The following is a 15,308-nucleotide window of genomic DNA, read 5'->3' as shown; positions in this document are numbered from 1 at the left end:
GGGGTTGGCCACCTCAGCCGCGACGACGGGCGAGTCGGAGCAGGACCCACATGAGGGCACCCGTGAGTAGCACGCCCACAAACCCCGCCAGACCGCCGGAGAGGAAGCCGTCACCGATTCCCTTTGTCCCGTAGTCGGCGAACGGGGAGCCGGATGCGCCGTGGTCGCCCGCGGCACCGGCGAAGCCGAGCGTCTCGGCCACGTGCTCGAGCCCGTCGGGGTGCCCGGAGGCCCAGAAGCTCACGACGGAGGAGAGGATGAGGCAGACGACCAGTCCGCCGAGGACGAAGGCGCGGGTCGAGACGCGGGCCTTCATCGGGTCGCTCTCATGCTCTCGCGGGGCACGTGTGCCGAGGGTGAGAGGTGCTCCGCACCGCGCACGAGGTCAGGCCGCACCCCGACGACCGCCGAGACGACGAGGAAGGTGATGGCCGCCTCGCCGAGGCCGATGAGCAGGTGCCAGCTCACCATGGCGGTGAGCAGGGCGCCGGCGTCGACGGACGCGGTGCCACCGACCATGAAGAGCCCGGCGAAGACGACCGCGGCGCAGGGCACGGACGCAAAGGCGCCGATCGCGGCGGCCACGGGGATGCTGGCCGGCCGCGCCGGCAGGAGGCGTCGCGCGAGGACGAAGACGACCCAGCCGACCCACACGCCGACGAGCGCCATGAGTGTGACGTTGGTTCCGAGGGCGGTGAGGCCGCCGTCAGCGAAGACGAGCGCCTGGACGAGCAGGACGACGGTGATGCACAGGGTGGCGGTCCACGGTCCCACGAGGACTGCCGCGAGTGCACCGCCGAGGAGGTGGCCGGAGGTGCCGCCGGCGACGGGGAAATTCAGCATCTGGGCGGCGAAGACGAAGGTGGCGACGAGACCGGCGAGCGGGGCCACCCGGTCGTCGAGATCGCTCGGGGTTCGTCGCAGCGCTAGGGCCACCCCCGCGATCGCCACACCCCCCGTGGCGAGGGAGGTCGGAGCATCGAGGAAAGCATCGGGCACGTGCATAGGTCACTCCTACGTGACTCTGCCCCTGGGAGGATAGGTTGGGGTGACCATACTGCATTCCGCCGAGACAGGAGATGCGATCCGTGGGCGAGAGACTCACCCCGGGCGATGCGGCCCCCGACTTCACCCTCCCCGACGACACCGGCGCGGAGGTCTCCCTGAGCGACTTCCGCGGCAAGCAGGTCATCGTCTACTTCTACCCGGCGGCGATGACCCCCGGCTGCACGAAGCAGGCGTGCGACTTCAGCGACTCGCTCGAGGCCCTGCGCGCCGCCGACACCGAGGTCATCGGCATCTCGCCGGACCAGCCGGCGAAGCTCGCGAAGTTCCGTGAGCGTGACGGGCTGACGATCACCCTGCTGTCCGATGCGGACAAGTCGGTGATGACGGCCTGGGGCGCTTATGGTGAGAAGAAGTTGTACGGCAAGGTCGTCGAGGGAGTCATCCGCTCGACGGTCGTCGTCGGACCGGACGGCGTGGTGACCCACGCCCAGTACAACGTCAAGGCGACGGGCCACGTGGCCCGCATCCGCCGCGACCTCGGCATCGAGTAAGGACGGAACCCCCACGTGAGCAACGACACCCCGAGCATGACCAAGCTCGAGAACGACATCATCACGACGCGTGACCGGCTCGCCCAGACCATCGACGAGCTGAGCGTGCGCGCCGCGCCCAAGAACGTCGTCGCCCGGCAGAAGGAGCAGGCCAAGGCCTCCTTCACCGCCGCGACCCGCACCGAGTCCGGCGAGCTGCGCATGGACCGCGTCGCGATCGCCGCCGCGGCCGTCGTCGGCCTCGTCGTGCTCAAGGTCATCTCGAGCAACCGCAAGGCCAAGAAGTGGGAGCGCCAGCGCGCCAAGCGCTCCTGGTGACGTCACCACGGCAGTGACGAAGGGGGGTGGCACCGACCGGTGCCACCCCCCTTCGGCGTCGTGGCAGGAGGTGGACCGCACCGCGGCAGGGCGCCGATCGAGGCGCCAAGAGCCCTGTCCCGGAGTCGATTTCGCCCTCCGCCATCGTGGTGCTAATGTTTCTCCTCGCGCGCCAATAGCTCAATTGGCAGAGCAGCTGACTCTTAATCAGCGGGTTCGGGGTTCGAGTCCCTGTTGGCGCACCACCCACGAAGGGCCCCACCGCACTGCGGTGGGGCCCTTTCGTCGTACCCGGGCGGTCACCCCGGCCGACCGGAGCCGGCCGGGGTCGACGGGTCAGCCGCGCCACTCCTCGAGGTCGACCTGCTCGTCCTCCTCGGCGTGGCGCCGGCGGCCCAGGAGCAGCCCGACGCCGGCGATGACGACGAGCAGGGCGCCGACGAGGACGGCCCAGCCCCAGGCGGGGAAGCCGCCGTCGCTGCTCGCGTCGTCGCCCTCGACGGGCGCGGCGGTGGAGCTCGACGAGCTCGAGGCGCTGCTGGGCTCGCTCTCGCCGTCGCCCGAGGTCGTCGACGACGAGGTCGACGAGGAGGTGGTGCTCGACGAGCTGGGCTCGGTCGTGCTGCTCGGCGCCGAGGTGCTCGACGGCTCGCCCGCGGAGCTGCTCGACGACGTCGGAGCCGTGGAGCTCGAGGCGGTGGGGGAGTCGCTGCCCGACGTGGTGCTCGAGCTGCTGCCCGACCCGCCGTCGCTCGTCGTCTCGCTGCCGCTCGGGCCGGTGTCGCCACCGGGCGGGGCGTAGGTGAAGGAGTAGGACCCACTGATCGGGTGCCCGTCGGCGCTGACGACCTTGTAGGACACCGTGTAGGAGCCGGCCGGCAGCGAGGACTTCAGCGGCTGGTAGACGGTGCCGCCGTCGACCTCGAGGTCGCCGTCGGTCGCGTCGGTTGAGCCGGTGCGCACGCTCACCTCGTTGAGCCCGGACTGGATCGGCTCGTTGAAGCGCAGCATGATCTCCGGCGGAGTCGCGGTGAGGGTCGAGCCCTCCTTCGGGCTCGAGGCCTCGAGCCGGGCGTGCGCCGAGGCGGGGGCGGCCAGGCCCACCGTCGTCGCGAGCAGCGCTGCGAGAGCGAGGATCGCGGTGGCGGCACGGGCGAAGGGGGTGGCTGTCCGGGGTGTCGTCGTCACCCGCCCATCGTGCCCGATGGGCGTGTGCGGGCGCTGGAGGTGGGTGGTCATGAGCACCCTCTCGGAGCAGGTACGATGGTCCGCGCTGCCCGATGAGGTGGCACTTGGTGGGTATAGCTCAGCTGGTAGAGCACCGCGTTGTGGTCGCGGGTGTCGCGGGTTCAAGTCCCGTTACTCACCCCAAGGATGAAGGGCCCCGGGGATCGTCCCGGGGCCCTTCGTCGTCCCCGGTCCTCAGCGTGGCGTCCATCACCGATTGGACACTATCCGGCACGTCGATTTAACCTTCGCGCCCCTTTCAGGCCATTATTGGTCGGATGCAGACCGTTCGCAGCTGGCCCTACACCGTCGCTGTGGTCGTCTCGATCCTCGTCGGGGCGACCGCACTCGTCGGGACCCACTCGCTCGGGATCCCGCTCAAGGACCCCGAGGGATTCCTCGGTCCTGCCTACGTGCGCCTCCCCGCACTCGCCCTCCTGCTCTTCGGCATCGGACTGGTCATCGCGGGCCTGCGCCGCGCCGGGTGGCGCGAGCTGCCGCGCGGCATGGCCGAGGTCGCCCGCCACGAGTGGAGCCTGCGGCGCATCGTCTACATCGCGACCGGTCTGATCACCTTCTACGTCTGCTACGTGGGCTACCGCAACCTCAAGAGCGTGCTGCCGGTCTACCGGCAGGACGTCCTCTTCGACAACCAGCTGCTCGACGTCGACCGCGTCCTCTTCGGCGGTGCCGACCCGGCGGCGGTCCTGCACACGATCCTGCCGCCGGACCTCGCGGCCCCGGTGCTGTCCTTCGTCTACCTGCTCTACCTGCCCCTCGTGCCGGTCTCGCTCATGGCGGTCCTCGTCCTGTGCCGCGACCTGTCCGTGGGCGCCTGGTACGCCACCTCGCTCAGCCTCAACTGGGTGCTCGGTGCGGTGAGCTACTACATCCTGCCCGCGCTCGGCCCGGTCTACGTGCGGCCCGACCTCTTCGCCGGCCTGCCCGACTCGGGTGTCGGTGAGCTGCAGACCGCGCTCCTGCGCAACCGTCTGGAGTTCCTCGCCGACCCGCGCTCGAGCGACGTCATCCAGGGTGTCGCGGCCTTCGCGTCGCTGCACGTGTCGGTGACCTTCGCCCTGGCGCTCTTCCTGCAGCGCACGGCCTCGACCCGCTCGCTGCGCATCGGCGCGTGGACCTTCTTCGGTCTGACCTTCCTCGCGACGATCTACTTCGGCTGGCACTACGTCCTCGACAACATCGCCGGCATGCTCATCGGCTACATCGCCGTCGTCGTCGGCGGCTGGGCCACCGGTCAGCGTCGGCGCGGCAACCAGGCCGTCGTCGTCACGGGCGAGACCGAGGGCTCGCGGTCGCTCGCCAGCGCCTGAGCACCGCCGGCGTCCGGCGCCGGACCCCGTGCAGCAGCGTCCGACGCCGGACGGCGCCTGACCTGCCGGCTGTGTACGGTGGCCGCTCGTGAGCGCACCACTCGTCACCTCGACCACCGAGGACCGCAGCGGCTACGTCGCCGTCCTCGTCTTCCCCCTGCTCATCGTCGCCGGGGGAGTGGTCGGCTACTTGGCCGCCGACACGGTGTCGGGGGCGGCCCCCTTCGTCAACCCGCTGCTCGGGCTGGTGATGTTCACGATGGGCCTGACGCTGCGGCCCGTCGACTTCGGCCTCGTCCTGCGGCGCCCGCTGCCGGTGCTGCTGGGGGTCGTCGCGCAGTACGTCATCATGCCGCTGGTCGCCGTGCTCGTGGTGACGGTGCTCAGCCTGCCGCCCGCCCTGGCCGCCGGTGTCATCCTCGTCGGCTGCGCACCCGGGGGGACGGCGTCCAACGTCGTGTCCTACCTCGCCCGCGGTGACGTGGCGCTGTCGGTGACGATGACCTCGGTCTCGACGCTGCTCGCGCCCTTCCTCACGCCGCTGCTCACGCTGTGGCTGGCCGGGCGCTACATGCCCCTCGACGGAGCCGGCATGGCCCGCACCATCGTCACGATCGTCCTGCTGCCGGTCCTCGCCGGTCTCGTCGTGCGCCTGCTGCTCGCGCCGCTCGCCGAGGCGCTCCTGCCGGCCCTGCCGTGGCTGTCGGTGGCCGCGATCTCGGTCATCGTGGCGATCGTCGTCTCGGGCAGCGCCGACGCGATGCTCACCGCGGGCCCCCCTCGTGCTCTTGGCCGTCGTCGTGCACAACGTGCTCGGCATGGGCCTGGGCTACCTGGCCGCCAGGGTGGCCCGGCTCCCGGTGCCCGCTCGGCGCACGACCGCCATCGAGGTGGGCATGCAGAACTCCGGGCTCGCTGCGGGCCTGGCCGCGCAGTACATGGAGCCGCTCTCGGCCCTGCCGGGCGCGGTCTTCTCGGTGTGGCACAACGTCTCCGGCGCGCTCTTCGCCGCGTGGTGCCGGCGCCGCGACCGCCCGTAATGACGCGAGGCCCGTGCCCGGTCAGCCGACCTGGTGGCGCGCGGCGATCTCCTTGAGCTCGGCCGTCTCGAGACCGGGCTGGGGGCGGAAGACCGCCTCGCGGTAGTAGCGCAGCTCGGCGATCGACTCCGTGATGTCGGCGAGGGCGCGGTGGCCGCCGTTCTTGTCCGGGGAGGCGAAGTAGGCCCGCGGGTACCAGCGGCGCGAGAGCTCCTTGATCGAGGAGACGTCGATCATCCGGTAGTGCAGGTGGCCCTCGAGGGCCGGCATGTCCCGCACGAGGAAGGCGCGGTCGGTCGCGACGCTGTTGCCGCCGAGCGGTGCCTTGCCGGCGTCGGGGACGTGCTCCGTGATGTGGGCGAGGACGGCCTCCTCGGCCTCGGCGAGGGTCGTGCCCTCGGCCAGCACGTCGAGCAGTCCCGAGGTCGTGTGCATGTCGCGGACGAAGTCGTTCATCTGCATCAGCGCCGCCTCGGGCGGGCGGACGACGATGTCAATGCCCTCGTCGAGCTGGTTGAGCTCGTAGTCGGTGACCAGGGCCGCGACCTCGATGAGGGCGTCGTGCTCGAGGGAGAGGCCGGTCATCTCGCAGTCGATCCAGACGATGCGCTCGGAGGAGGGAGTCGAAGAAGTCACGTCTTCCACCATATCCAGACCGCTGGATGGGTAGTCCTCCCCACCGACGCGAGGCCGTTGCCGCACTACCGTGGCGGCCATGAGCTCCACGCCGCCTCCTCCGCCCGCCGGGCAGCCCCCCGCTCCCGCCGGTCCTCCGCCGCCACCGCCCGCATCGTCCGGGAGCCAGCAGCCTCCCGCCCCGCCCGCTCCGCCGGCGCCCCCGACCACCCCGAAGCCTCCCGCGCCGCCCGTCGGCCAGCCGCCGGCGCCGCCCGCGCCCCGCTCGACGCCGTCCGAGGACACCCTCAGCCGCCGGATGCTGCGCCGCAGCGCACCGGAGGAGCCCGAGTGGTATCGCACCGCCACCCGCTCGGTCCTGCTCGCCGAGGAGGCGGCCCGCACCGACTCCCGTCAGCAGGTGCTCGCGCAGCAGCAGGCCTACGAGGAGCAGCAGCGCCTGGCCCAGCAGGCCCGGGCGCAGCAGCAGGCGCAGGCCGCCTACGCGCACCAGCAGCCCGGTGCCCAGCACGCGGGCGCCCAGCAGCAGGCCAGCGCCGCCTGGGCCCACCAGCAGGCCCAGCACGCCGCGTGGCTACAGCAGCAGAGCTACACCGCCCACTACGTGCCGGCCCAGGCGCAGGCCAACCCGACCCCGCGCCCCACGCTGCGCACCTGGCTGCTCGGCGGCACCGTGGTCGTCGGCTCCCTCGTCCTCGCCCTGATCTTCGCGCTCTACTTCGGGCTGAGCTTCGGCATCCTGACCACCCTCATCGGCCTCGTCTTCGCGCTCATCCCGCTGGCGATCGTCGTGCCGATCTTCCTGTGGCTCGACCGCTTCGAGGCCGAGCCGTGGCGCTACCTCGTCACGGCCTTCCTCTACGGCGCGCTCGGCTCGACGCTCATCTCGCTCGTGCTCAACACCATCGGCGGGGTCTTCCTGCTCGGCGTCACCGACCCGGAGTCGGCCAACGTGCTCGGCGCCGTCATCGTCGCCCCGCTCGTGGAGGAGACCTTCAAGGGGGTCTTCCTGCTCGTCATGTGGTGGTTCATGCGCAAGGAGTTCAACGGCCTGACCGACGGCATCGTCTACGCCGGCATCGTCGCGGCGGGCTTCGCCTTCACCGAGAACATCCTCTACCTCGGCCGCGCGCTCACCGAGGGCGGGACGCCGGCCTTCGTCGTCACCTTCGTGCTGCGCGGCATCATCAGCCCCTTCCTCCACCCGATGTTCACGACGATGACCGGTATCGCGGTCGGCATGGCGGCGCTGTCGCGCTCGACGCCGGTCAAGGTCGTCGCGCCGATCATCGGCTGGTGCGCCGCGGTCCTGCTCCACGGGCTGTGGAACCTCAGCGCCTCCTCCGGCACGACCGGCCTGATCCTCGGCCTGTGCTTCGGCTTCGTCGCCTTCGTCTCCTTCGTCGCCTTCGTCATCTGGACCCGCTCGCGGGAGGGCAAGGTCATCGGTGAGCACCTGCTGCCCTATGCGGACTCCGGGTGGATCTCCCGCGACGAGGTCGCGATGCTCGCGTCGATGAAGGAGCGGCGGGTGGCCCGCCGCTGGGCCCGCGCCAGCGGCGGAGCGGTCAGCCTGCAGTCCATGCGGGCCTTCCAGGACTCCGCGTCCGAGCTGGCGCTGCTGCGCTTCCGCAAGCTGCGCCACGAGGCCGACCACGATGCGCTCCAGCAGGAGCGGGTCCTCCTCGACTCGATGACGGCCAGGCGAAGGGAGTTCGCCGGCGCCTGATCGTCGGGCCGGGCAGGTGGGTGCTGCGGAGGCGTCCCACCTGCCCGTGTCCGGTCAGGCCGGCTCGACCACGAGCTGCTCGTCGGTCAGGGCGGCGACGGCGGCCCGGTGGTCGTCGGTCGTGACGTCGACGTCGGCGAGGGAGATCTGCGCGGGGCGCGGCTCCTCGGCCCGCCAGTCGACGAGCCGCGCCGGCTCGCCGGGCCCGGAGACGAGGACCTCGGAGGGGTCGACGACGAGCCCGCGGCCGGTCGCCTTGAGGACGGCCTCCTTGCGCGCCCACACCCGGGCGCGGGCGACGAGCAGATCGTGCCCGTCGAGGCTGCCGAAGCCGGCGACCTCGTCGGCCGCGAGCGTCGTGCGCGCGAAGCCCTCGAAGTCGGCGTCGGTGAGGTCCTCGATGTCGACGCCCACCTCGACGCCCTGGGCGACGGCGACGATCGCGCCGGCACCGGTGTAGGAGAGGGAGAAGTGCCAGCCGGGGGCGTTTACGAGGCTGGGCTTGCCGTGCTGGTCGCTGCCGCAGGTGGCGCAGCGCCGGGCGAACTCGAGCGCCGCCGGGTCGCGGTCGAGCAGCTCGCCGAGGACCCGCCGCACGAGGGCGTGCCCGGTGACGAAGGGAGCGGCCTCCCGCTTGCGCCCGGCGCGGGCGCGCTCGCCCGCGCCGAGGATCGCCAGGTCGTCGGGGGAGTCGGAGACCCCCGCCTCACGCACGGTGATCCGGACAGGCATGGTGCCGATCATGGCAGGTCGGGCCCCTCACTACACTGATGCCGCCCGGGTCGTGGACATGTCCCGTTCACCCGGGCGTGCCTCCGTAGCTCAGCTGGACAGAGCAAGGGCCTTCTAATCCCTAGGTCGCAGGTTCGAGTCCTGCCGGGGGCGCCGACCGTCCGCGAGGGCGACGCCGGGCCGGGTGCGACCCGCCGGGCGCATCGCCCCCGGGTGACCCTGCCGGACGCGCGTCGCTGGATAGGGTGGGCCGCATGGGTGAGATGCCGAGGGGACGCGACGACGGCAGCCTCCTGACCCGCGTGACCGCCCTGCGTGACGAGGTCGAGCGGAGCCGGCTGGTGCTCGACCTGCCGAGCACGCGGCAGGCGCGCGGGGAGCGTCAGGCGCTGCTCGACCAGCTCGACGACTACGTCATCCCCAGACTCGAGTCGATGGACGCCCCGCTGCTCGCGGTGGTGGGCGGCTCGACCGGCTCCGGCAAGTCCACGCTGGTCAACTCCATCCTCCGTCGCGAGGTGAGCCGCTCCGGCGTGCTGCGCCCGACGACGACCAGCCCCGTGCTCATCCACCACCCCGACGACGAGCGCTGGTTCCGCGACGCGCGGGTCCTCCCTTCGCTCGCCCGGGTCACCGGTGGCGAAGGGGAGCCGCAGCCCGGCACGGTGCGCCTCACCCCGTCGACGGCGCTGCCGCCGGGCATGGCGATCCTCGACGCACCCGACATCGACTCGGTCGTCTCGGCCAACCGCGAGCTGGCGACCCAGCTGCTCGCGGCGGCCGACCTGTGGCTCTTCGTCACGACCGCCGCGCGCTACGCCGACGCGATCCCGTGGCGGCTGCTGCGGCAGGCCTCCGAGCGCGGCACCGCCGTCGCGATCGTCCTCGACCGCGTCGACCGGCCGGCGATGGCCGACGTCCGCACCCACCTCGTCGAGATGCTGCGCGAGCAGGGTCTGGAGACGGCGCCGGTCTTCACCGTCCCCGAGACCGACCTGACGGCCGACGGGCTGATCCCCGATGCCGACATCGAGCGGGTGCGCAGCTGGCTCACGGCGCTCGCCGGCGACCAGCGGGCCCGCACGATCATCATCCGCCAGACGCTGCAGGGCGCCCTGCGGTCGCTCGACGGCCGGGCCACCTCGGTCATCGAGGCGGCGCAGGCCCAGCGCGAGCAGGCCAGCTCGCTCACCCAGGTCGCCTACGACGCCTACGACGCGGCCGAGCAGGGCGTCACCGACGGGATGAAGGACGGGCAGCTGCTGCGCGGCGAGGTCCTCGCCCGGTGGCAGGAGTTCGTCGGCACCGGCGAGTTCTTCCGCAAGGTGGAGACGGGAGTCTCGCGCCTGCGCGACCGGGTCACCTCCGCCGTCGCCGGTGGGCCGCCGCCGGCGGCCGAGCTCGACCAGGCCCTGCACACCGGGGTGAGCGCGCTGCTCATCGCCGAGGCCGATGCGGCGGCCGCGACGATCGCCCGCACCTGGCGGGGCACCGAGGCCGGCCCCCTCGTCCTCGAGGCACACCCCGAGCTGGCCCGCTCCTCGCGGGGCCTCGAGAGCGAGGTCGAGCGCCTCGTGCGCGACTGGCAGGGCGACGTGCTCGACATCGTGCGCTCGGAGGGCGGCAACCGTCGCACCAACGCGCGCATCGCCGCCTACGGGGTCAACGGCATCGGCCTCTTCCTCATGCTGGTCTCCTTCGCCCACACCGGCGGCGTGCTCGTCGCCCCCGAGGTGGCCATCGCCGGCGGCACGACCGCACTGGCGCAAAAGGTGCTCGAAGCGATCTTCGGCGACCAGGCGGTGCGCGACATGGCCCGCAAGGCGCGCCAGCTGCTCCTCGACCGGGTCGAGACGCTCTACGAGGACGAGCGCGACCGCTACACCGCCGTCACCGGCGAGCTGAGCGTGAGCGAGGCGCAGATCCGTCGACTCCAGCAGGCCGCCGCCGCGGTCGGTGAGGAGGCGCGATGAGCCCGCGCAACCGCCTTCGTCGTGGGACGCAGGGCGCTCTCACGGCCGACGAGCTGACCGCCCGCGCCGACGCCCTGGCCACCGCGCTCGACACCGGGGCCGACCGTCTCGACCCACGGGCCGCGGGGCGTGCCCGCGAGGTCGTCGACAAGGTGCACGAGCGCACCGCCCTCGTCGGCGGGCACACGGTCGTCGCGCTCGCGGGGGCGACCGGCTCGGGGAAGTCGTCACTCTTCAACGCACTCGCCGGTGCCGACGTGGCGACGGTGGGGCAGCGTCGCCCGACGACCTCGACCCCGACCGCCGCGGTCTGGGGGAGCGAGCCCGCGGGCGCGCTGCTCGACTGGCTGTCCGTCGGCACGCGCCACCAGGTACCTGACCCCGGCGACCTCGAGGGGCTCGTCCTCGTCGACCTGCCCGACTTCGACTCCCGCGAGTCGGCCAACCGCGAGGAGGCGCGCCGGGTGCTCGAGCTCGTCGACGTCTTCGTCTGGGTGACCGACCCGCAGAAGTACGCCGACGCCGTCCTCCACGACGACTACGTCGCCGTGCTGCGCGAGTACGGCGCCGTCACCCTCGTCGTGCTCAACCAGGTCGACCGGCTGCCGGCCGGGGGGCAGGAGCAGATCGCCGCCGACCTGACCCGCCTGCTCGAGCGTGACGGCCTCGACGAGCACGAGGTCGTCGGCACCTCGACCCGCAGCGGAGCGGGTCTCGACGACCTGCGCGCCCGCCTGCACGACGCCGTCGAGCACGCCGATGCCGCCCGCCACCGCCTCGGTGCCGATGTGCGCACCGCCGCCGGCGAGCTGCTCGACTCGGTCGGCGAGCAGGGCGCCGGGGTGTCCGACCGGGCGCGTGCCGAGCTCGTCGACGCCCTCGCCCGCAGCGCGGGGGTGCCGACCGTCGTCGATGCCGTCGCACGCGACTTCCGGATGGAGTCGTGGGCGCGTACCGGCTGGCCCTTCACCCGGTGGGTCCGCGCCTTCCGTCCCGCTCCGCTCAAGCGGCTGCGGCTCGACCGCGACGTCGCCGGGTCGCCGGACATCACCGAGCAGGACGTGCGTGCCGTGCTCGGACGCTCGTCGATCCCGCCGCCGGCACCCGCGGCCCGGGCAGCGGTCGACCTCGCGGCCCGGCGGATCGGATCGAGCGCCGGCGAGGGCCTGCCCACGCGCTGGGCCGATGCCGTCGCCGACGCCGCCCGTCCCTCCGACGCCGACCTCGCCGACGAGCTCGACCAGGCGGTGCTGCGCACCTCGCTGCGCGGACGCAAGCCGGCGTGGTGGGCGGTCTTCAGCCTGCTACAGATCCTCCTGGCGCTCGCAGCCGTCGTCGGGCTCGTCTGGCTCGTCGTCATCGCGCTCGCCGGGTGGCTGCAGCTGCCTGAGGTCCCCACGGTGGACGTCGGGCCCTTCGCGATGCCCTTCCTGCTGCTCGTCGGCGGTCTGCTCGGCGGGCTGCTGCTCGCCGCCATCGCCCGCTGGCTGGCCGGCATCGGCGCCCGCAAGCGCGCCGCGACGGTCGACAAGCGGCTGCGTCGGGCCATCGGCGAGGTCGGTGATGCTCGCGTCGTCGAGCCCGTGACGCAGGTGCTCGCCGAGCACGAGCGCACCCGCGCGGGGATCGAGCGGGCTCTCGGCCGGACGCGCTAGGCCGCCGGCGGGAGCAGCGACACGCCCTCGCCGGTCAACCCGCGTGCGGCGCGGGCCCGGCCCGCGCACACCATGAGCAGCTCGAGGACCGGGCCGGTGAGCTCCGGCCCGTCACCGCGGACCCAGTCGACGTCGGTCGCGACCATGCGCACGCTGCGCAGCAGCCGGCGGCCGCCGAGCAGCGGGCTGAGCAGACGGCACCGGTCGGCCGCCACCACGGCCGCCGTCGGGTCCGGCGAGTGCTCGAGGCCGAGGGGACGCAGGATGTCCTGGTGGTGGACGATCGCGTCGACGAGGGGCTCGACGGCCGTCGTCGTGGGCACGTGACGTGTCGACCCCCGATATCGCTCGAAGTCGGCGAGGACCGACTGCGGGGTCTGGGTCGCGCCGAGCCGCTGGACCTCGCGCTTGATCATCCCGTTGTAGCCGTGACCGAGGTTGCGGGCGACCAGGCCCGGCATCTGGGCCCAGCCGATCTGGGGGTTCGAGATGACGTGGGCGGCGACGTCCTTGACGCTCCACCCGTCGCACAGCGAGGGGTGCTCCCAGGCCTGCGGGGGCAGGGACGTCAGGGTCGCCTCGAGGGCCGCCCGCTCGGCATGGGTCCAGCGCCACACCGTGGCCGTGTCCATGGCGACGATCATCCTCGTCCACAGGCTCGCGCGCCAGACCCTCGTCGTCCACATCCTGCTCCGGGTGCGGCTGCGCCCCCTTCGCCTCGGTGAGGCTGGATCCACGGGCCCACCGACCGCGGTGGGCGGGGAGTGAGGACAGCACCATGAACGAAGTCGAGATCACCGTCGCCGGCCGGGTCGTCGCCGACCCGGAGCACCGCCAGACGACGCAGGGTCGGCAGTTCACGACCTTCCGCGTCGCGTCGACCGTGCGCCGGCGCAACCGCGAGGGCGTCTTCGTCGACGTGTCGACGAGCTTCTACAACGTCGCGGCCTTCCGCTCGCTGGGGATGAACGCGCACCTGTCCCTGCACAAGGGTGACCCGGTCGTCGTGCACGGGCGGCTGACGATCAACTCCTGGCAGCGGGCGGACGAGTCGTGGGGGAGCTCTGCGGACATCGAGGCGGTGAGCGTCGGGCACGACATGACCTTCGGCACGAGCGACTACGCCAAGGTCAGCCGCGGCGTGACCGACTCGCCCGCCCAGGAGGCGGGGGTCGAGGGGCTGGTGGCCCTTGCCGACCGCGTCGCGAGCAGCGACGAGCCGACCTGGGCGGGGTCCGCGTCGCCCGCGGAGTCGCCCGAGCACGAGGACGAAGGGGAGGAGGCTCCCGTCCCGCAGCCGGTCTGAGGTGCCGGGCGGGGCAGGGCGCGCAGGGAGGATTCGGGCGCGGGGGCAGGAGTGGATAGCCTGCCCCCATGGCCGACTACATCTACACCATGGTCCGTGCGCGCAAGGCGCACAACGAGAAGGTCATCCTCGATGACGTCTCGATGTCCTTCTTCCCCGGAGCCAAGATCGGGATGGTCGGGCCCAACGGGGCCGGTAAGTCGACCATCCTCAAGATCATGGCCGGGCTCGACCAGCCGAGCAACGGCGAGGCGCAGCTCAAGCCGGGCGCGACCGTGGGCATCCTGCTCCAGGAGCCGCCGCTCAACGAGGACAAGACCGTCCTGGGCAATGTCGAGGAGGGCGCCGGCGAGATCAAGGCCAAGCTCGACCGGTACAACGAGATCTCCGAGCTGATGACCGAGCCCGACGCGGACTTCGACGCGCTCATGGAGGAGATGGGCAAGCTCCAGGAGGACATCGACCACGCCGACGCCTGGGACCTCGACTCCCAGCTCGAGCAGGCGATGGACGCCCTGCGCTGCCCGCCGCCGGACGCCGACGTCACCGTGCTCTCCGGTGGTGAGCGCCGCCGCGTCGCGCTGTGCAAGCTGCTCCTGCAGAAGCCCGACCTGCTCCTGCTCGACGAGCCGACCAACCACCTCGACGCCGAGTCCGTGCTCTGGCTCGAGCAGCACCTCGCGTCCTACCCGGGCGCCGTCGTCGCCGTGACGCACGACCGCTACTTCATGGACAACGTCGCGCAGTGGATCGCCGAGGTCGACCGTGGCCGGCTCTACCCCTACGAGGGCAACTACTCGACCTACCTGGAGAAGAAGCAGGAGCGTCTGCAGATCCAGGGCAAGAAGGACGCCAAGCTCGCCAAGCGCCTGAAGAACGAGCTCGAGTGGGTGCGCTCCAACCCCAAGGCCCGCCAGACGAAGAACAAGGCGCGCCTCGAGCGCTACGAGGAGATGGCGGCGGAGGCCGACCGGACCCGCAAGCTCGACTTCGAGGAGATCCAGATCCCGCCGGGCCCGCGCCTGGGCAGCAAGGTCATCGAGGTCAAGGGCCTGAAGAAGGGCTTCGACGACCGCGTGCTCATCGAGGACCTGTCCTTCTCCCTGCCGCGCAACGGCATCGTCGGCATCATCGGTCCCAACGGCGTCGGCAAGACCACGCTCTTCAAGACCATCGTCGGCATCGAGGAGCCCGACGCGGGGGTCGTCGACATCGGTGACACGGTCAAGCTCTCCTACGTCGACCAGAACCGCGGCGGCATCGACCCGGAGAAGAACGTCTGGGAGGTCGTCTCCGACGGGCTCGACCACATCCAGGTCGGCCAGGTCGAGATCCCCTCGCGCGCCTACGTCAGCCAGTTCGGCTTCAAGGGCCCGGACCAGCAGAAGAAGTCGGGCGTGCTCTCCGGTGGCGAGCGCAACCGCCTCAACCTCGCGCTGACCCTCAAGCAGGGTGGCAACGTGCTGCTCCTCGACGAGCCGACCAACGACCTCGACGTCGAGACCCTCGGCTCGCTCGAGAATGCGCTGCTCGACTTCCCGGGCTGTGCCGTGGTCATCTCCCACGACCGGTGGTTCCTCGACCGCGTCGCGACGCACATCCTCGCCTACGAGGGCACCGAGGAGAACCCCGCGAGCTGGTACTGGTTCGAGGGCAACTTCGAGGGCTACGAGGCCAACAAGATCGAGCGCCTCGGCGAGGAGGCGGCGCGTCCGCACCGCGTCACCCACCGTCGCCTCACCCGCGACTGAGACGCCGCTGCACGACGACGGGCGCTCGCCCCCACCACGGGGGCGAGCGCC

Annotated in this window: 15 protein-coding genes, 3 tRNA genes and 1 pseudogene; 13 read left to right on the top strand and 6 right to left on the bottom strand. The window is 72.0% G+C overall.

Annotated features, from left to right (window positions below):
- Window positions 1-13 precede the first annotated feature (13 nt).
- Together NMQ01_RS10690 and NMQ01_RS10685 are read right to left on the bottom strand one after the other, a co-directional pair.
- Window positions 14-316, bottom strand: a complete 303-nt coding sequence (locus tag NMQ01_RS10690) for a PDGLE domain-containing protein (RefSeq protein WP_255183916.1) — start codon at window positions 314-316, stop codon at window positions 14-16.
- Window positions 313-1,005, bottom strand: a complete 693-nt coding sequence (locus NMQ01_RS10685) for an energy-coupling factor ABC transporter permease (protein WP_255183915.1) — start codon at window positions 1,003-1,005, stop codon at window positions 313-315. Before NMQ01_RS10685 ends, NMQ01_RS10690 begins: the two co-directional genes overlap by 4 nt.
- Before the next feature lie 83 nt (window positions 1,006-1,088).
- Between NMQ01_RS10685 and bcp the strand changes: the two genes are divergently transcribed.
- From bcp to NMQ01_RS10670, 3 genes are all read left to right on the top strand, one after another.
- The gene (gene bcp / locus NMQ01_RS10680) at window positions 1,089-1,559 is read left to right on the top strand and encodes a thioredoxin-dependent thiol peroxidase (RefSeq protein WP_255183914.1); all 471 of its coding nucleotides are present in this window, start codon (window positions 1,089-1,091) and stop codon (window positions 1,557-1,559) included.
- Window positions 1,560-1,574: 15 nt separating this feature from the next.
- A complete protein-coding gene (locus NMQ01_RS10675; RefSeq protein ID WP_255183913.1) occupies window positions 1,575-1,877 on the top strand; it encodes a DUF3618 domain-containing protein in 303 nt (100 codons plus the stop codon).
- Window positions 1,878-2,046: 169 nt separating this feature from the next.
- Window positions 2,047-2,122: transfer RNA gene (locus NMQ01_RS10670), tRNA-Lys, on the top strand.
- Window positions 2,123-2,213: 91 nt separating this feature from the next.
- On the opposite strand, the gene NMQ01_RS10665 is transcribed toward NMQ01_RS10670, so the two are convergent.
- The gene (locus NMQ01_RS10665; protein ID WP_255183912.1) at window positions 2,214-3,116 is read right to left on the bottom strand and encodes a copper resistance protein CopC; all 903 of its coding nucleotides are present in this window, start codon (window positions 3,114-3,116) and stop codon (window positions 2,214-2,216) included.
- Between the two features lie 56 nt (window positions 3,117-3,172).
- Between NMQ01_RS10665 and NMQ01_RS10660 the strand changes: the two genes are divergently transcribed.
- The 3 genes and pseudogenes from NMQ01_RS10660 to NMQ01_RS10650 all read left to right on the top strand — a co-directional run bounded on the left by NMQ01_RS10660 (window position 3,173) and on the right by NMQ01_RS10650 (window position 5,475).
- Window positions 3,173-3,248 (top strand) — tRNA-His (locus NMQ01_RS10660).
- A gap of 134 nt (window positions 3,249-3,382) precedes the next feature.
- Window positions 3,383-4,435 carry a phosphatase PAP2 family protein gene (locus NMQ01_RS10655; protein ID WP_255183911.1) on the top strand — a complete coding sequence of 351 codons (1,053 nt, stop codon included), beginning with the start codon at window positions 3,383-3,385 and terminating at the stop codon, window positions 4,433-4,435.
- An 88-nt stretch (window positions 4,436-4,523) separates the two neighbouring features.
- Window positions 4,524-5,475 (top strand): annotated as a pseudogene (locus NMQ01_RS10650) (bile acid:sodium symporter family protein).
- A gap of 21 nt (window positions 5,476-5,496) precedes the next feature.
- Here NMQ01_RS10650 and orn read toward each other — a convergent pair.
- Complete coding sequence (orn, locus tag NMQ01_RS10645) at window positions 5,497-6,123, bottom strand: oligoribonuclease (RefSeq protein ID WP_255183910.1); 627 nt, start codon at window positions 6,121-6,123, stop codon at window positions 5,497-5,499.
- A 286-nt stretch (window positions 6,124-6,409) separates the two neighbouring features.
- Here orn and NMQ01_RS10640 point away from each other — a divergent pair, with 286 nt between their 5' ends.
- Complete coding sequence (locus NMQ01_RS10640) at window positions 6,410-7,840, top strand: PrsW family intramembrane metalloprotease (protein ID WP_255183909.1); 1,431 nt, start codon at window positions 6,410-6,412, stop codon at window positions 7,838-7,840.
- Window positions 7,841-7,894: 54 nt separating this feature from the next.
- On the opposite strand, the gene NMQ01_RS10635 is transcribed toward NMQ01_RS10640, so the two are convergent.
- Window positions 7,895-8,572 carry a 4'-phosphopantetheinyl transferase superfamily protein gene (locus NMQ01_RS10635; RefSeq protein ID WP_255183908.1) on the bottom strand — a complete coding sequence of 226 codons (678 nt, stop codon included), beginning with the start codon at window positions 8,570-8,572 and terminating at the stop codon, window positions 7,895-7,897.
- Between the two features lie 79 nt (window positions 8,573-8,651).
- Between NMQ01_RS10635 and NMQ01_RS10630 the strand changes: the two genes are divergently transcribed.
- The 3 genes from NMQ01_RS10630 to NMQ01_RS10620 all read left to right on the top strand — a co-directional run bounded on the left by NMQ01_RS10630 (window position 8,652) and on the right by NMQ01_RS10620 (window position 12,200).
- Window positions 8,652-8,725, top strand: a tRNA-Arg gene (locus NMQ01_RS10630).
- Between the two features lie 101 nt (window positions 8,726-8,826).
- A complete protein-coding gene (locus NMQ01_RS10625; protein ID WP_255183907.1) occupies window positions 8,827-10,545 on the top strand; it encodes a GTPase domain-containing protein in 1,719 nt (572 codons plus the stop codon).
- On the top strand, window positions 10,542-12,200 hold the full coding sequence (locus NMQ01_RS10620; RefSeq protein ID WP_255183906.1) for a GTPase family protein: 1,659 nt from the start codon (window positions 10,542-10,544) through the stop codon (window positions 12,198-12,200). The genes NMQ01_RS10625 and NMQ01_RS10620 overlap by 4 nt, the downstream gene beginning before the upstream one ends.
- On the opposite strand, the gene NMQ01_RS10615 is transcribed toward NMQ01_RS10620, so the two are convergent.
- Window positions 12,197-12,832 (bottom strand): maleylpyruvate isomerase family mycothiol-dependent enzyme, encoded by a 636-nt coding sequence (locus NMQ01_RS10615; protein WP_255183905.1) that lies wholly within the window; start codon window positions 12,830-12,832, stop codon window positions 12,197-12,199. The genes NMQ01_RS10620 and NMQ01_RS10615 overlap by 4 nt on opposite strands.
- On the opposite strand from NMQ01_RS10615, the gene NMQ01_RS10610 reads away from it, so the two are divergent.
- The 3 genes from NMQ01_RS10610 (at window position 12,831) to ettA (ending at window position 15,257) form a co-directional block, all read left to right on the top strand.
- Complete coding sequence (locus NMQ01_RS10610) at window positions 12,831-12,968, top strand: hypothetical protein (protein ID WP_255183904.1); 138 nt, start codon at window positions 12,831-12,833, stop codon at window positions 12,966-12,968. The two genes, NMQ01_RS10615 and NMQ01_RS10610, sit on opposite strands and share 2 nt — an antisense overlap.
- Window positions 12,969-12,978: 10 nt before the next feature.
- Complete coding sequence (locus NMQ01_RS10605) at window positions 12,979-13,506, top strand: single-stranded DNA-binding protein (protein WP_255183903.1); 528 nt, start codon at window positions 12,979-12,981, stop codon at window positions 13,504-13,506.
- Window positions 13,507-13,574: 68 nt separating this feature from the next.
- Window positions 13,575-15,257 (top strand): energy-dependent translational throttle protein EttA, encoded by a 1,683-nt coding sequence (gene ettA / locus NMQ01_RS10600; RefSeq protein ID WP_255183902.1) that lies wholly within the window; start codon window positions 13,575-13,577, stop codon window positions 15,255-15,257.
- The last annotated feature ends 51 nt before the right edge of the window (window positions 15,258-15,308 follow it).

This window comes from Janibacter sp. CX7 (assembly GCF_024362365.1).
GTDB lineage: Bacteria > Actinomycetota > Actinomycetes > Actinomycetales > Dermatophilaceae > Janibacter.
This window is presented reverse-complemented; position numbering and strand designations above follow the sequence as displayed.

Bases quoted from the DNA above. Each gene is read 5' to 3' on its own strand.
- NMQ01_RS10690 (WP_255183916.1), bottom strand. From the start codon at position 316: ATGAAGGCCCGCGTCTCGACCCGCGCCTTCGTCCTCGGCGGACTGGTC.
- NMQ01_RS10685 (WP_255183915.1), bottom strand. From the start codon at position 1,005: ATGCACGTGCCCGATGCTTTCCTCGATGCTCCGACCTCCCTCGCCACG.
- NMQ01_RS10665 (WP_255183912.1), bottom strand. From the start codon at position 3,116: ATGACCACCCACCTCCAGCGCCCGCACACGCCCATCGGGCACGATGGG.
- NMQ01_RS10655 (WP_255183911.1), top strand. From the start codon at position 3,383: ATGCAGACCGTTCGCAGCTGGCCCTACACCGTCGCTGTGGTCGTCTCG.
- orn (WP_255183910.1), bottom strand. From the start codon at position 6,123: ATGGTGGAAGACGTGACTTCTTCGACTCCCTCCTCCGAGCGCATCGTC.
- NMQ01_RS10640 (WP_255183909.1), top strand. From the start codon at position 6,410: ATGCTGCGCCGCAGCGCACCGGAGGAGCCCGAGTGGTATCGCACCGCC.
- NMQ01_RS10635 (WP_255183908.1), bottom strand. From the start codon at position 8,572: ATGCCTGTCCGGATCACCGTGCGTGAGGCGGGGGTCTCCGACTCCCCC.
- NMQ01_RS10625 (WP_255183907.1), top strand. From the start codon at position 8,827: ATGGGTGAGATGCCGAGGGGACGCGACGACGGCAGCCTCCTGACCCGC.
- NMQ01_RS10620 (WP_255183906.1), top strand. From the start codon at position 10,542: ATGAGCCCGCGCAACCGCCTTCGTCGTGGGACGCAGGGCGCTCTCACG.
- NMQ01_RS10610 (WP_255183904.1), top strand. From the start codon at position 12,831: ATGGCGACGATCATCCTCGTCCACAGGCTCGCGCGCCAGACCCTCGTC.
- NMQ01_RS10615 (WP_255183905.1), bottom strand. From the start codon at position 12,832: ATGGACACGGCCACGGTGTGGCGCTGGACCCATGCCGAGCGGGCGGCC.
- NMQ01_RS10605 (WP_255183903.1), top strand. From the start codon at position 12,979: ATGAACGAAGTCGAGATCACCGTCGCCGGCCGGGTCGTCGCCGACCCG.
- ettA (WP_255183902.1), top strand. From the start codon at position 13,575: ATGGCCGACTACATCTACACCATGGTCCGTGCGCGCAAGGCGCACAAC.